The sequence below is a fragment of the Streptomyces sp. NPDC090025 genome (genome assembly GCF_044748125.1).
GTDB lineage: Bacteria > Actinomycetota > Actinomycetes > Streptomycetales > Streptomycetaceae > Streptomyces.
Map to the genome: position 1 here is coordinate 13844 of NZ_JBIVFL010000003.1, position 13820 is coordinate 27663.

The 13820-nt window shown below is 73.2% G+C and carries 14 protein-coding genes; 11 read left to right on the top strand and 3 right to left on the bottom strand.

Annotated features, from left to right (window positions below; translation table 11 throughout):
• Positions 1–58: 58 nt before the first annotated feature.
• The 3 genes from ACIPXM_RS09435 to ACIPXM_RS09445 all read left to right on the top strand — a co-directional run bounded on the left by ACIPXM_RS09435 (position 59) and on the right by ACIPXM_RS09445 (position 1021).
• Positions 59–448, top strand: a complete 390-nt coding sequence (locus ACIPXM_RS09435; RefSeq protein ID WP_401653742.1) for a hypothetical protein — start codon at positions 59–61, stop codon at positions 446–448.
• Positions 445–642, top strand: coding sequence for a hypothetical protein (locus ACIPXM_RS09440; protein ID WP_401653744.1), 198 nt, complete (start codon positions 445–447; stop codon positions 640–642). The genes ACIPXM_RS09435 and ACIPXM_RS09440 overlap by 4 nt, the downstream gene beginning before the upstream one ends.
• Positions 643–808: 166 nt before the next feature.
• Entirely contained in the window at positions 809–1021 is a 213-nt protein-coding gene (locus tag ACIPXM_RS09445; protein WP_401653746.1) for a DUF397 domain-containing protein, read from the top strand.
• Positions 1022–1455: 434 nt separating this feature from the next.
• Here the strand turns inward: ACIPXM_RS09445 and ACIPXM_RS09450 are convergent, their stop codons facing one another.
• Entirely contained in the window at positions 1456–1962 is a 507-nt protein-coding gene (locus ACIPXM_RS09450; RefSeq protein ID WP_401653748.1) for a GNAT family N-acetyltransferase, read from the bottom strand.
• 45 nt (positions 1963–2007) lie between these two features.
• Positions 2008–2967, bottom strand: coding sequence for an AraC family transcriptional regulator (locus ACIPXM_RS09455; RefSeq protein WP_401653750.1), 960 nt, complete (start codon positions 2965–2967; stop codon positions 2008–2010).
• Positions 2968–3131: 164 nt separating this feature from the next.
• Between ACIPXM_RS09455 and ACIPXM_RS09460 the strand changes: the two genes are divergently transcribed.
• The 3 genes from ACIPXM_RS09460 to ACIPXM_RS09470 all read left to right on the top strand — a co-directional run bounded on the left by ACIPXM_RS09460 (position 3132) and on the right by ACIPXM_RS09470 (position 6344).
• Entirely contained in the window at positions 3132–4118 is a 987-nt protein-coding gene (locus ACIPXM_RS09460) for a zinc-dependent alcohol dehydrogenase family protein (RefSeq protein WP_401653752.1), read from the top strand.
• Between the two features lie 494 nt (positions 4119–4612).
• Positions 4613–4831, top strand: a complete 219-nt coding sequence (locus ACIPXM_RS09465; RefSeq protein WP_401653754.1) for a hypothetical protein — start codon at positions 4613–4615, stop codon at positions 4829–4831.
• Positions 4832–4904: 73 nt separating this feature from the next.
• Positions 4905–6344 carry a VanZ family protein gene (locus ACIPXM_RS09470; protein ID WP_401653756.1) on the top strand — a complete coding sequence of 480 codons (1440 nt, stop codon included), beginning with the start codon at positions 4905–4907 and terminating at the stop codon, positions 6342–6344.
• A 52-nt stretch (positions 6345–6396) separates the two neighbouring features.
• Here the strand turns inward: ACIPXM_RS09470 and ACIPXM_RS09475 are convergent, their stop codons facing one another.
• On the bottom strand, positions 6397–7878 hold the full coding sequence (locus tag ACIPXM_RS09475; protein ID WP_401653758.1) for an aldehyde dehydrogenase (NADP(+)): 1482 nt from the start codon (positions 7876–7878) through the stop codon (positions 6397–6399).
• A 261-nt stretch (positions 7879–8139) separates the two neighbouring features.
• On the opposite strand from ACIPXM_RS09475, the gene ACIPXM_RS09480 reads away from it, so the two are divergent.
• The 5 genes from ACIPXM_RS09480 to ACIPXM_RS09500 all read left to right on the top strand — a co-directional run bounded on the left by ACIPXM_RS09480 (position 8140) and on the right by ACIPXM_RS09500 (position 13787).
• Positions 8140–8910, top strand: coding sequence for an IclR family transcriptional regulator (locus ACIPXM_RS09480; RefSeq protein WP_401653760.1), 771 nt, complete (start codon positions 8140–8142; stop codon positions 8908–8910).
• 107 nt (positions 8911–9017) lie between these two features.
• On the top strand, positions 9018–10034 hold the full coding sequence (locus ACIPXM_RS09485; protein WP_401653762.1) for a hypothetical protein: 1017 nt from the start codon (positions 9018–9020) through the stop codon (positions 10032–10034).
• Positions 10035–10066: 32 nt separating this feature from the next.
• On the top strand, positions 10067–11395 hold the full coding sequence (locus ACIPXM_RS09490) for a sensor histidine kinase (RefSeq protein WP_401653764.1): 1329 nt from the start codon (positions 10067–10069) through the stop codon (positions 11393–11395).
• Between the two features lie 161 nt (positions 11396–11556).
• Entirely contained in the window at positions 11557–12201 is a 645-nt protein-coding gene (locus ACIPXM_RS09495) for a response regulator (protein ID WP_401654777.1), read from the top strand.
• 137 nt (positions 12202–12338) lie between these two features.
• Positions 12339–13787 (top strand): peptidoglycan D,D-transpeptidase FtsI family protein, encoded by a 1449-nt coding sequence (locus ACIPXM_RS09500; protein WP_401653766.1) that lies wholly within the window; start codon positions 12339–12341, stop codon positions 13785–13787.
• The last annotated feature ends 33 nt before the right edge of the window (positions 13788–13820 follow it).

Genomic DNA, 13820 nt, shown 5'->3' on the forward strand with positions numbered 1-13820 from the left:
TTGGCCCTTTTGTCGCTCGTACGGTCCCTATAACCACCGAGCGGACCGAGGGAGCGACGTGACGAACAGAACCGAGGGTGACCGGAAGCGACGGCAGGAACTTGCCGACGCGGCGGCGGGTTTACCGCCCCGGTTGCTCCCATGGGCCAGGGACGGCAAGACGTGCTACCTGAGCACGGACGGCGGACCGAACAGCGTCCTGTCCCGCCTCGCCGACGAGATGGAAGCCGTTCAGCTCGGGATCGGCGCGAACGTCCTGGAGTCGGCACACAAGGTCCTGTCCGACCCCAAGTCGCCCCACTCCGAGGTGAGGTACACGGCCCTGCGCCTGTCCGAGTGCCTGCAAGACGCGCTCAGGGTCGCGGAGAGCCGAGGGGACCGCATCCCGGAGCCGGACGATGAAGAGCCCGAGGACGGTCCCACGCTGCGTGCAGAGGCGTTCGGGTGATCACCAAGGGCGATGTCGGGTTGAAGGTGCAGGACAGCGCCGGACGGGTCGGCATCCTGCGCGACGTAGACCCTGAATGGGAGGACCCGGCGAAGCTCCCCAGCGAGCGCCGGAAGAGCCCCATGGCATTCGTGTGGCCCGAGGGCGGGGGCCCTGAGTGGCTGGTCCCGCCCGACGCCGTGACGCCCGTCTGAAACTCCCGACCCTCGGTGAGGCCCTGTCATCAGTGGTCCCGTCCGGCCGGGGGCCGGGCATGGTCCCCGCTTCTTCGATACTGCCGCCGATGCAGTGCCGAAAGAGCGGGGCGCACGACGGCGCGGGGACCGCTTCCCCGCCAGTCCTCCGAAGAGGAGTCATCCCATGTCCGCTGCGCTGCCCGAGTTCGAGTTCGTCAAGACGGCCGCTTGCCGCGACCCGAAGGTGAACAACTGCCCCGAGGTCGCGACCAACGTCCCCGGCATGGTCGCCTTGCGCGACAGCAACCGGCCGGACATCGTCGTCACGTACACGGCCGCCGAGTGGGCCGATCTGACGGCCGCCATCAAGGGCGGAGAGTTCGACCTGAGCGCCTGAAAGTAGGTCCCGTGAGCCAGTGCCCGCGTTGTGCCGACGAGTGCCCCACGGACCCTCAGAACGGGTTGCCATGGTGCGCGCGCTGCGGAGCGTTCTTCGGGCTCTCGCTGCCCGCCTGTCGGGGGCTGTGGTCGTGGCGGAGCGCTGCCACCCGTCAGCCGGGCCGACCCCGCGAGCACTGAGCGGGACTGTTCCTCAACCGCCCCGTCCGTGTGCCCCGTGGCGCATGGGCGGGGCTTTCGTGCGTTCATCCGCGCAGGTCAACGCCCCCGCGATAACATGTGGTTCCGTTGGTTCATGCGCAGGCGATGTCGCTCCAGATCTCGACGCGCATGGGTGGCTCTCTCCTGGACGTGAGGCGGCGGACCCGGGTGGGTCCTGGCGGATGCCTTGGCGGATGTCTTGCCTGACGGGAACGCCCCGGCGCGTCGCATTCATTCCGCCGCGGGGGCGAGTGTGAGCTGGAGCACGAGATGATCACCGGCGCGCGGGGCGACCGGGTCGGGGACCCAGCCGCGGGCCGCGTAGAAGGACTGGGCGCGGACGTTGTGCTCGTACACCTCCAGGCGGGCGCCGGTGGCCCCGGCGGCGCGCCAGGCGGTGACGCAGGCGGTGTGCAGGGCGGTGCCGACGCCGCCGCGCCAGCGGGCGGGGCGGACGTGGAGCTGGCTGAGCGTGACGACGCCGCCGGACTTCTCGTGGCCCCCGTACGCGGCGATGCCGGTGAGCGCGCCGTCCGCGTCCCAGGCGCAGAGCACCCGCCCGGCGGGGATCGCCGTGGCCCAGCCCGCCCGGGAGCGGGCCAGTTCCTCGGGGCCCTCGAACGCCTCGTCCGGGAGATGGCCGCGGTAGTAGGTGGCGCGGGCCTCGGCGTGGAGGGCGGTGACGGCGTCGAGGTCGGCGGCCGTCGCGTACTGGATACGAGGAGTGGATCCGATCATGCTCCTTCACGACGCCCGGCCGGGCCGCTCGGTTCCTCCGTGCCGTTACCGGGCGCCGCCGGCCGCCGCGCGGTAGCGGCCTGGCGCCGTGCCGTACGCGCGCTTGAACGCCTTGGCGAAGGCGAACTCCGAGGAGTAGCCGGAGCGCTGGGCGACGGTCCGCAGCGGCAGGTCGTCGGTGCGGAGCAGCGCGCCCGCGGTGGTCATCCGCCACCAGGTCAGGTACGCGAGCGGGGCGCGGCCGACGAGGGCGGTGAAGCGGCGGGCGAACGCGGCCCGGGACAGGCCGCCGAGCGCGCCGAGTTCCGCCACGGTCCAGGGGTGGGCCGGGTCGCCGTGCAGGGCTTTGAGGGCGGTGGCGACGGCGGGGTCGGCGAGGGCGGCGGACCAGCCGGTGCCGCGCTCACCCCGTTCGCCCCGCTCGCCGCGCTCGGTCAGCCACCAGGTGCGCAGCAGCAGCACGAGCAGGGTGTCGAGCAGCGCGGGCAGTATCGCGTCGGAGCCCGGCTGCGGTTCGGCGAGTTCGGCGCCGAGCAGGTCGATGGCGGCGCGCAGCCGGGGGTGGGCGCCGATCCGGGCGGGGATGTGGACGTACGGCGGGAGCTCGGTGAGCAGCGGATGGGCGCGGGCCCGGTGCAGCTGGTAGGAGCCGCACAGGAGCAGGGTGTCGGCCGCGCCGACCGGGCCCCGGTCCGGCAGGGTGGGCCAGCTGCCGTCCGGTGCGGGCACGGCGTCCACGAGCGGGGTGTCGGGCCGGTCGGCGATGCCGTGCTCGGTGCCGTGCGGGAGCAGTACGACGTCCCCCGGCGCGAGCCGCAGCGGCGGCGGCGCCGCGCCGTCGGGTCCCGGCGCGGGCAGCAGCCAGGCGGACCCTTGCAGCACCACGTGGAAGCCCGCGCCCTCGCTCGCCGGGAAGCGGATGCCCCAGGGCGCGAAGCGGACGGTGCGGGAGGAGTGCGGGCGGCCGGCCCGCATGGCGGCGACGGCGTCGCTCAGTACGTCCATGCCCCGCACCGTACCCCCGGGTCCGGTTCCGGCGGACCGGCCACGAGACGACGGGACATGTACGGGAGCGAGAAGGACATGGATCGTCTCACCGACCCCCGCCTACGGTCGTCCCCATGGCAGACGACATGCGAAGTGACATACGACGTGACATGCGAAGTGACATGACCACCAAGGCTGTTCTGTTCCACGAGATCGGCGGTCCCGAGGTCCTCACCGTCGAGGAGATCGCGCTCCCGGCGCCCGCGCCGGGCGAGGTGCGGGTGCGGGTCGAGGCGGTCGGCGTCAACCGCGCCGAGGCGCTGTTCCGGTCCGGCGGCTACTACTACGCGCCGACACTGCCGGGTTCGCGGCTCGGTTACGAGGCGGCGGGCGTCGTCGAGGAGGTCGGCGCGGGCGTCGAGGGGTACGCGCCGGGCGATCCGGTGCTGGCGGCGGCCAACTTCGACTTCGGGGTGCACGGGGTGTACGCGGAGCGGGTGGTGCTGCCGCAGGAGTATCTGGTGCGGCGGCCCACGGGGGTGGACGCGGTGGCCGGTGCGGCGGCCTGGCTGGCGTACTCGACGGCGTACGGCGGCATGGTGGAGGCAGGCGGTCTCGGCCCCGGCGACCACGTGGTGATCACCGGCGCGTCCAGCGGCGTCGGCACGGCCGCGATCCAGACCGCGCTGCGGGTGGGCGCGATCCCGATCGCCGCCACCCGCGGCCCGGACAAGCGCGCGGCACTGCTCGCCCTCGGCGCCCCGCACGTGATCGCCACGGACGAGACGGACCTGGTGGAGGAGACCCGCCGGATCACCGGCGGCCGGGGCGCCGACCTCGTCTTCGACCCGGTCGGCGGCCCCGGCTTCGCCCGCCTCGGCGGCGCGCTGCGCCCGGAGGGCACGGCGGTCCTCTACGGCTGGCTGGACCCACGGCCCGCCGAACTGCCCATGCAGTGGCCGCTGACCGTACGCGGCTACGCCAACGGAGCCCTGGTCAGGACACCCGAGGGCCGGGCCAGGGTGGCCGCCTTCCTCGGCGCGGGCCTGCGCGACGGCTCGCTGGCCCCGGTGATCGGCGCGGTCTTCGACGGCCTGGCGTCGCTGCCCGAGGCGCACCGGCTGATGGAGTCCAACAGCCACACGGGCAAGATCGTGGTGCGGGTGTGAAACCTCGCGGGTGCGCTGAGCGTCCGGTCGGTCCGGGGTCGTGTCGTGCCGAGGTGCGGCCCGGGGGCGGCGGCAGCAGCAAACCGTGTCGCCCCTTGCACCATCGAGAAATTCCGGTTTGCAAGCGAGCCCTGCTCTTGCATCAAGGACGGCATGAACAGGGATTTTCAGCCAACACCACGTCTTCTTAGGAGAGTTGACAGAGTAACTGCAAAGCATTAGCCCCTACGATCAGCCGCTTGAAAGCCTCCTGTCGTCACAGACAACGAAAGAAGGAGTGCGTTGTGCGTATCTCGGCGTCGAAGGTCGCGGTCACGGCCGCCATCAGCCTCGTTCCCCTCCTCGGTGGCGCCTCCATGGCCACTGCGGGGAGTACCGGCGCACAGGTCACAGACTGCCCCAGCGACGGTTACATCACGAGAGGCGATCGCTGCACCACACTGAGCAACGGCTACCTCTCGATCCACCTGTTCAACACCGGTGGTGGCGTAAGCGTGGTGTACCGGAAGAACGGCGGCAGCACGGTCACGGCGAAGCTGGGGTACCTCCGCAGCGGGAACACCAACTACAAGGCGCCGCAGAGCATGCCCGCCGGCCAGGAGTTCAACGCCCTGTGGTCGGGGCTCGCCAACCCGTGCTACCCGACCAACGGGCTGCTCTACTCGGGCGGCACGACCTACCAGACCCCGGCCGCCATACCGTCGCGCTGCTGATCATCTGCCTCCCGGCGCCTTGTGCGCCGCGAGGTGCCGCCTTCGTCGCCGGATCGTCAAGAGAGACCGTGAATTGCTGTACGCAGTCTTCCGCGGGCACGAACTGTTCGTCGTCCTCGCGATCGTCCTCGTCCTGGCGGTGGGCGCGTTCCGCTACCGGGCGGTACGGGTCGCCCGCGCCCCGCGTCCCGTCCTCCATGCTCTGCTGGCCGCCGCCGTCACCGGCGTCGTGGCCCTGACGCTGTGGACCACCGGCTCTCCCACCGAGCAGTCACGCGTCTGCGTCGTGAACGCCGATCTGCTCGAACCGCTCGGGACCACCCAAGGACTCCTGAACGCCGGGATGTTCGTGCCCATCGGGCTGCTCGGCGTGCTGGCCACCCGCAACATCGCCGCCACCGTGCTCGGCGGGCTGCTGCTCACCGCCGCGATCGAAACCGCCCAGGGCGCGCTGACGTTCCTCGGACGGGGCTGCGACACCAGCGACCTGCAGATGAACGCTCTTGGTGTCCTCGCCGGTGCGGCGCTCGGCTGGGGGGTCGCGGTGCTGGACGCTCGGGGTCCGGGCGGGTCGCGGACGGATGGGGCATGGCATCGTGCGACCCGGCGTTCGATCGGCTGGTCGCTGTCCTCCGCCGTGTTCCTGGGTGCGGTCTGGGTCGTCTTCATCCACCCCGAGAAGGTGGAGTACACCGTCGCCGTCACCACGGCTGACGAGTCCCAGCAGGACGCGGCACGCGCGGCGGTCACCGCCGCGTTCGGCGACCACTACGAGATCAAGCGCTTCGAGTTCGCGCGCGGCCCGCACGGCACCGGCACGGTCATCGCCACCCTCGACGAGGGCTTCGTCGAACTGTCCTGGCCCGACCGGCGGACCGTCCAGGCGAGCCTCGACATGGCGGACAGCGGCAGGCCGAGCGGCTACCCGGTGAGCGGGACGACCACCCCGACGGCCGATGCGGCCGCCGCCCGCGCGCTCGCCACCCGCTACGCCGAGGAACACGCGCCCTGGGGCCTGACGGGAGGCGCCAAGCCCGTCACCGTCCCGGTCGGCGAGCGGGCGGAACTGGGCTGGATGACGAGCTGGCGGCGGCAGAACGCCGCCGGGGTGCTCCAGCCGATGCGGCTCGACATCCAGATCGACCGCTCCGGCACGGTGACCCAGCTGATCATGCGCGACATCGCCGACCCGCGACTGCCACGGCCGCGCGTGTCCCGAACCGACGCGGTGGACGCGTTCCAGCGCGCCGCGAGCCAGGACGGTGCGGGCCGCGACGGTGCGAAGCCCGAGCGGATCGCGGCCCAGCTGGTGGCGCAGTCGGTCGAGGGCACCTGGCGGATCTGCTGGCTCGTCCACGGAGAGGTGGCCGGGACCACCTCTCCCGCCGCAACGTCCGGAGGAATAACGTCCGGAGGAATCGGGACAGCCACGATCGACGCCCTGTCCGGGGAGGTCGTCCAGTACGACGTCCAGCCGCCCGGCGCCGACCCGACCGGGGACCTCGCCCCCTGACCGGTCCGCACCCGCAGGACGCGCGGGACCCGCAGGCCCCGCCCCCCGGAACTCAACGCTGCGGTACGCCCAGCGGGTTGGCGTCGCGCAGTTCCGGCGGCAGCAGGGGCTGGGGGGTGGACTGGTAGCTGATCGGGCGGAGCCAGCGTTCGATCGCGGTGCCGCCGACCGAGGTGAAGGGGGAGGTGGTGGCGGGGTAGGGGCCGCCGTGGTGCTGGGCGTCGGCGACCGCGACGCCGGTCGGCCAGGCGTCGACGAGGATCCGGCCGGCGAGCGGGGTGAGTTCGGCGAGCAGGGAGGGCGCGTCGGGGTCGTCCGCGTCGGCGGTCTGGAGGGTGGCGGTGAGGTTGCCGGGGACCAGCGCGAGGACCGCGCTGACCTGGTCCCGCTTCGCGTAGCGGGCGACCACGGTGACCGGGCCGAAGGTCTCCTGGAGCAGGCCGTGCGGGTCGCCGTCGAGCAGGGTGTCGGCGGCGATGGTGAGGAAGCCGGGGGTGACGGTGAGCGGTTCGGCGCCCGCCGGGCGTACGGGTGCGTCGACGCCGTCCGTACGGGTGCCCTCGGCGGTCGCCGTGAGGAAGTGCTCGCGCATCCGGGGCGCCAGCATGACGCCCGGTTCGACGCCCTTGAGGGCGTCGGCGAGCGCGGCCACGAAGCGGTCGCCGCCCGGGCCCTCGGGGGCGAGCACGAAGCCGGGCTTGGTGCAGAACTGGCCCTGGCCCATGGTCATCGACGCGGCGAGCCCGGCGCCGATCTCCTCGGGCCTGGCCGCGGCGGCGGCCTCGGTGATCACCACCGGGTTGAGCGAGCCGAGTTCGCCGTGGAACGGGATGGGTACGGGCCGGGCCGCGGCGGCGTCGAACAGCGCCCGGCCGCCCCGCACCGAGCCGGTGAACCCGGCGGCGGCGACCAGCGGGTGGCGGACCAGGTCGACGCCCGCCCGGAAGCCGTGCAGCAGCACGACGACGTCCTCGGGCAGTCCGGCCTCGGCTGCCGCCCGCCGCAGCAGTCCGGCGACCAGTTCGGAGGTGGCCGGATGGCAGGGGTGGGCCTTGACGACGACCGGGCAGCCCGCGGCGAGCGCGCTCGCGGTGTCGCCGCCGGGCACCGAGAAGGCGAGCGGGAAGTTGCTGGCCGCGTAGACGGCGACGACCCCGAGCGGGATCTTCATCCGGCGCAGGTCGGGGGTGGGCGGCGTGGTGCTGGGGTCCGGTCGGGAGATCCGTACGTCGAGGAAGGCGGCCTCGTCGACGATGTCCGCGAAGTAGCGCAACTGGGCGGTGGTACGGGCGAGTTCGCCGGTCAGCCGGGCCTCGCCGAGCGCGGTCTCGGCGTCGGCGGCGGCCACGACCTCCGTCCGGGCGCCGTCGAGCAGCCCGGCGGCGGTGCGCAGCAGCCGGGCCCGGGCGGTGCGGTCGGCGAGCGCGCCGACGGTGGCGTGCGCGGCCCGGACCGCCCGGTCGACGTCGTCGGCACCGGCCTCCACGGCGACCTGCTCACGGCGCTTCCCCGTGCGGGGGTCCACGCTCCACACTGGTGCTGCTGCCTCCGCTGTCCCCACCACTGCGGTCCCGGCTGTCCCGGCTGTCCCGGCTGTCCCGGCTGTCTCGGCTGCTGCTGATTCGGCTGCCACGGCACGCCCCCTCGACCGCGTCGTTCGCTATTCTGAACGCGGTCCCTGTAGGTGAATCCGACACCGGGACTCTAGGGACGGGCGAGCCGTCTCCACAAGGGGCGCCGTCCGCCATGCGCGCACGGGGACCCCATGGAGGCTTCCGGGAGAGGGGCGAGGTCGATGACGGCCAACGACGCGGGTGGCGCACAGGTCAAGTCCGCCGTACGGACGGTGGAGTTGCTGGAGTACTTCGCCGGACGGCCCGGCATGCATTCACTGGCCGCCGTCCAGGAGGCCGTCGGCTACCCCAAGTCCAGTCTGTACATGCTGCTGCGCACCCTGGTCGAGCTGGGCTGGGTGGAGACGGACGCGACCGGCACCCGGTACGGCATCGGGGTGCGGGCGCTGCTCGTCGGCACCTCCTACATCGACGGCGACGAGGTGGTGGCCGCGGCCCGGCCGACCCTCGACCGGCTCTCCGACGACACCTCGGAGACCATCCACCTGGCCCGCCTCGACGGCACCAACGTGGTCTATCTGGCGACCCGCCAGTCCCAGCACTACCTGCGGCCGTTCACCCGGGTCGGGCGGCGGCTCCCCGCGCACTCCACCTCGCTCGGCAAGGCGCTGCTCGCCACCCACAGCGACGAGCAGGTCCGCAAGCTGCTGCCGGAGACGCTGCCCGCGCTCACCGAGCACACCATCACCGACCGCGAGCAGCTGATCGAGGAGCTGCGCGCGATCCGCGAGCAGGGCTACGCGGTGGACCGCGAGGAGAACACCCTGGGCCTGCGCTGCTTCGGCATCGCGATCCCGTACCGCACCCCGGCCCGGGACGCGATCAGCTGCTCGGTGCCGGTGGCCCGGCTGACCACGGGGCACGAACAGCTCATCAAGGACGCCCTGTTCGACGCCCGGGACCGGCTGACCCTGGCGACCCGCCGCCTGTAGCGGCCCTGGGGCCCTCCTCGGGACGGATGCGGTCTCCGCCGAGCGGCGGAGGCGGTTCGCCGTACGGCAGGAGGCGGGCCGGGCCGCCGGGGCGGCAGCGTGACGGCATGACCTCCACGCAGCGCCCCGCGGCGCCCCGCACACCGGCCCCGGTGCGGACCCCGAGAGCCCCTGCCGCCCTGCGGGCCCTCGCGATCGCCGCCTGCCTGCCGTACATCACGCTCAAGACCGTCTGGATCGCGGGCGGTCGGGCGGGCATCCCGGACGGCAGCGTGCTGCTCGACCACCCCACCCTGATGGTCGTGGCCAACGGCCTCTCGGTGGTCGCCGACGCCGCCGTGGTGGTGCTCGCGCTGCTGCTCACCCGGCCTTGGGGGCTGCGGGTACGGGCCTGGGTCCTGGTCCTGCCGCTGTGGGCGGCGACCGGGCTGCTCGCGCCGATCATGCTCGGCTATCCGGCGCAGGTGCTCGCCAAGCTGCTCCTCCCACCGCTCGCCCCATCCGGCACGTCCAGCACACCCGGCACACCCGAGGACGGCTTCCTCGACCCCTGGGTCTTCCCCGTCGTCTACGGCGGCTTCATCGTGCAGGGCCTCTGCCTCGGCGCCCTCGCCCTCCGGTACGCCAGGGACCGCTGGGCCCCGCTGTGGCGCGGGCGGCTCGGTGAGCTGCCGAGCGCCCTGACCGGGCCCGGCGTCCGGGCGGTGGCCGTGGCCGGTGGGCTGCTCGCCCTCGGGCCCGTCGCACTGCGGCTGCTGTGGGCCGCCGGCCTGACCCGGGGCCTGTCCCCCGGCCTGGTGGCGGTGTACGACTCCGATCACGCCGTGGTGGACGTGACGCGCGCGGTCCTGCTGGCCGTCGCCGCCGTGTCGACCCCGCTGCTCGTGCTCCGCCGCCCGGCCCGACTCCGGGTGCGCACCGCCGTCGCGCTGTCCTGGGTCGCGAGCGGCGGGGCGGGCTGCTGGGGCGCGTACCTGTCACTGGTGGCCCTGATGCCGCAGGACGATCCGGCGAACCGGCCGACGGCCCTGATGACCGCCGCCTACGCTGGCGAGATGATCACCGGATTCCTGCTGGCGGGCTGCCTCGCCGTGGTCCTGCGGCGCCGGAGCGGAGCCGTATGAGCAAGGTGAGCCGTACGACTGAGGTGGGGCGGATGAGGGGCGTGGGGCGGTGCGGGGCCGTGCTGTTCGGGGCGCGGGCCAGGCGGCGCTGGCTGCATCTGATCCTGGGCGGCGCCCTGTTCATGCCGTACTGGCTGGTGGGCACCCTGGTGATGAGTCCGTTCGACGGCGGCCGGTCCACCTTCTCCGGCAGCCTCGCCTTCCAACTTGGCGCGTACGGGGTCGGCTTGCCGCTGGTGGCGCTGACCGCGCTCTTCCCGCTGACCCGGCCGATGTCGGTGTCGGCGGCCCGGGCGCTGTGCGGGGTGGTGCCGGAGCGGCTGGCCGACGGTCCGGCGCGCGGGCCCGCGGCGAAGGCCCGTACGGCGGGCTGGTTCACCCTGCACCTCGGGGCGGGCGCGCTGCTCAGCGGGGCCACCCTGGCGCTGCCGCCGTTCGCGGGCGCGGTGCTCGCGCTGCCGTTCTCGGCGCGGTTGCGGGAGTCGGAGCTCGGCGCGTTCTGGCATCTGGACCAGCCGTGGCTCGCCTGGGCCGGACTCCCGCTGGGGCTCGCGATGCTGCTGGCGCTCGCGGCCGTCGCGGCGGCGGCCGGTGCGCTGCTCGCCCGGCAGGCGCCGGTGCTGCTCGGTCCTGGACCGGCCGACCGGCTCGCGGCGGCCGAGCGGCGCGCCGCCGAACTGGCCGTACGCAACCGGCTCGCCCGTGAGCTGCACGACTCGGTCGGGCACGCGCTCAGCGCGGTCACCCTGCAGGCGGGCGCGGCCCGCCGGGTCCTGGACGCGGCGGGATCGCAAGGGGGGCCGGCGGGCGGGGCGGGGTCCGATCTCGGGTTCGTACGGGAGGCGTTGGCCGCGATCGAGTCGACCACCCGCCGCACGGTCGGCGAACTCGACGCCGTGCTCGGCCTGTTGCGCACCGGCGAGGACGACGGCGAACTGGCGGCGCCCGGCCTCGACGCCCTGGAGGCGCTGGCGCGGGGCGCCGGGCCCGGGGTGACGCTGACCGTGCGCGGGGACCTCACGGGGCTTCCGGACGCGGTGTCCCGTGAGGCGTACCGGATCGTGCAGGAGGGGCTCACCAACGCCGTGCGGTACGCGCGGGGCGAGCGGGTGACGGTGCGGGTCGCCCTGTCGGAGGGCGGGGGCCGGGACGGGGGCGGGGACGGGGGCAGCGCGCTGGAGATCGTCCTGGAGAATCCGCTGTCCGCCACCGCGACGGCGCCGGTGGCCCGGCCCGACGGCGGGCGCGGGCTGCGCGGGGTGGCCGAGCGGGCCCGGCTGCTCGGCGGGACGACGGAGGCGGGCCCGGTGGACGGGCGCTGGCGGCTCGCGGCGCGGCTCCCGGTGGGAGCGGAGACATGACGTACGAGGCGTACGAGACGTACGAGACGTACGAGAACAGGGAGACGGACGTGGACACGAACACGTACAGGGACAGCAGGGACAGCAGCGACACGAGCGCGGACGGGGGCGCGGACAGGTACAGGCACGAGCACGGGGACGGGGACGGCGGATCGGCCCCGATCCGGATCGTGCTCGCCGACGACGAGCGGATGGTGCGGACGGCGCTGCGGGTGATCCTGGACGCAGAGCCGGATCTGACCGTGGTCGGCGAGGCGGCGACCGGCGCCGAGGCGGTGTCGGTGGTGCGCGCGGAGCGGCCCGACGTGGTCCTGATGGACGTCCGGATGCCGGAGATCGACGGCATCCAGGCCACCCGCCTGATCCTCGCCGATCCGGCGCCGCCGCGGGTCGTGGTGGTCACCACCTTCGAGAACGACGCCTATGTGTACGACGCCCTGCGGGTCGGTGCGGCGGGTTTCCTGCTGAAGCGGGCCGCGCCGGAGGAGCTGGTGGGCGCGGTGCGGCTGGTCGCCCGCAGCGACTCGCTGCTCTACCCGGCGGCCGTCCGGGGCCTCGCCGCCGAGCACGCCCGCCGCAACCCGGCGGCGCCGCCGCCGTGGGCGGCCCGGCTCACCGACCGGGAGGCGGAGGTGCTGCGCCGGATGGCGAAGGGGCTGACCAACGCGGAGATCGCGACGGAGCTGGGGGTGGGCCCGGCGACGGTGAAGACCCATGTGGCGGCCGTCCTCGCGAAGACGGGCGCCCGGGACCGTACCCAGGCGGTCATCGCGGCGTACGAGACGAGCTTCATCGTCCCGGCCTGAGCCCCCGACGCCCCCTCCGACGGCCCCGTCTCATGAAGGCCGGCACGAAGATCGGCACGAGGGCCAGCATGAGGGTTGGCTGAGAAACGGGACACATCCGGAACGCCAGGCACCGTTCCGCTCGTCCCGCATATGGGATGAACAAGACGATCAGGCGCGCCTCGGTCTTCTCGCTGCTCCTGGTGCTCGCCCTTCTCGGCCGGGCCACCTGGGTGCAGGCGTACGAAGGCAAGGCCCTCGCGGACAACAGCAAGAACCGGCGGAAGATCATCGCGCAGTACGCGCATCCGCTCGGGAACATCGTCGTGGCCGGGAACCCGGTCACCGGATCGAAGGAGACCAAGGGCGGCGATCTCGCGTACAAACGGTCCTACACCGACGGCGAGCTGTACGCGGCGGTGACCGGCTACAGCTCACAGGCGTACGGGGCCACCCAGCTGGAGGGGATCTACTCCGGCATCCTGGACGGCACGGACACCCGGCTGAAGAACCCGGTGGACGCGCTGACCGGCAAGCAGACCGACCCGGGCACCGTACTGACCACGATCGACCCGGCGGTGCAGAAGGCCGGGTACGAGGCGCTCGGCAACAAGAAGGGCGCGGCCGTCGCGATCGACCCGAAGACCGGGCGGATCCTCGGCATGGTGTCGACGCCGTCGTACGACCCGTCGAAGATCGCCGGGCTCACCGACGGCAAGGAGTGGCAGCGGCTCACCGAGGACGAGGACAAGCCGCTGGTGAACCGGGCACTGCGGCAGCCGCTGCCGCCGGGCTCGACGTTCAAGCTGGTGGTCGCGGCGGCGGCGCTCGAGGACGGTCTGTACGGCTCCGTCGACGAGGCGACCGACAGCCCCAACCCGTACACGCTGCCGGGCACCCGCACCGTCCTGAAGAACGAGAACGCCTCCGCGCCGTGCGAGAACGCCACGATCCGCACCGCACTGCGCTACTCGTGCAACAACGTCTTCGCGAAGATGGCCGTCGATCTCGGCCAGGACAAGATGAAGGCGATGGCGGAGAAGTTCGGCTTCAACGACAAGGAGCTGGACGTGCCGGTACGGGCGTACGCCAGCGTCTACCCGTCGAAGATGGACAAGGCGCAGACCGCGCTCACCGGCATCGGGCAGTTCGATGTGACGGCGACTCCGCTGCAGATGGCCATGGTGTCCGCGGCGATCTCCAACGACGGGCTGATGGCGAGCCCGCACATGGTGTCCCAGGTCGTGGACGCCGACGGCGACGCGCTGCAGACGTACCAGGACGGCGACACCAGGCGGATCGTTTCCTCGGACACCGCGAAGCAGCTGCGCAGCGCGATGCGGACGGTGGTCGACGAGGGCACCGGCACCAACGCGGCGATCTCCGGCAAGGAGGTCGGCGGCAAGACGGGCACCGCGCAACACGGCGAGAACAACAGCAAGACGCCGTACGCCTGGTTCACCTCGTACGCGAAGGACCCGGCCACCGGCAAGGAGGTCGCGGTGGCGGTGCTGATCGAGGACTCGGGCGCGGCCCGCTCCGAGGTCAGCGGCAACGGTCTGGCGGCGCCGGTGGCGCAGAAGATGATGAAGGCGGCGCTGAAGTAGCGGCCGGGGCGCTCCGGGACTCCGGGACTCCGG

Coding starts and splice junctions, on each gene's coding strand:
- ACIPXM_RS09445 (WP_401653746.1), top strand. CDS start 809: ATGTCCGCTGCGCTGCCCGAGTTCGAGTTCGTCAAGACGGCCGCTTGC.
- ACIPXM_RS09450 (WP_401653748.1), bottom strand. CDS start 1,962: ATGATCGGATCCACTCCTCGTATCCAGTACGCGACGGCCGCCGACCTC.
- ACIPXM_RS09455 (WP_401653750.1), bottom strand. CDS start 2,967: ATGGACGTACTGAGCGACGCCGTCGCCGCCATGCGGGCCGGCCGCCCG.
- ACIPXM_RS09460 (WP_401653752.1), top strand. CDS start 3,132: ATGACCACCAAGGCTGTTCTGTTCCACGAGATCGGCGGTCCCGAGGTC.
- ACIPXM_RS09480 (WP_401653760.1), top strand. CDS start 8,140: ATGACGGCCAACGACGCGGGTGGCGCACAGGTCAAGTCCGCCGTACGG.
- ACIPXM_RS09485 (WP_401653762.1), top strand. CDS start 9,018: ATGACCTCCACGCAGCGCCCCGCGGCGCCCCGCACACCGGCCCCGGTG.
- ACIPXM_RS09490 (WP_401653764.1), top strand. CDS start 10,067: ATGAGGGGCGTGGGGCGGTGCGGGGCCGTGCTGTTCGGGGCGCGGGCC.
- ACIPXM_RS09500 (WP_401653766.1), top strand. CDS start 12,339: ATGAACAAGACGATCAGGCGCGCCTCGGTCTTCTCGCTGCTCCTGGTG.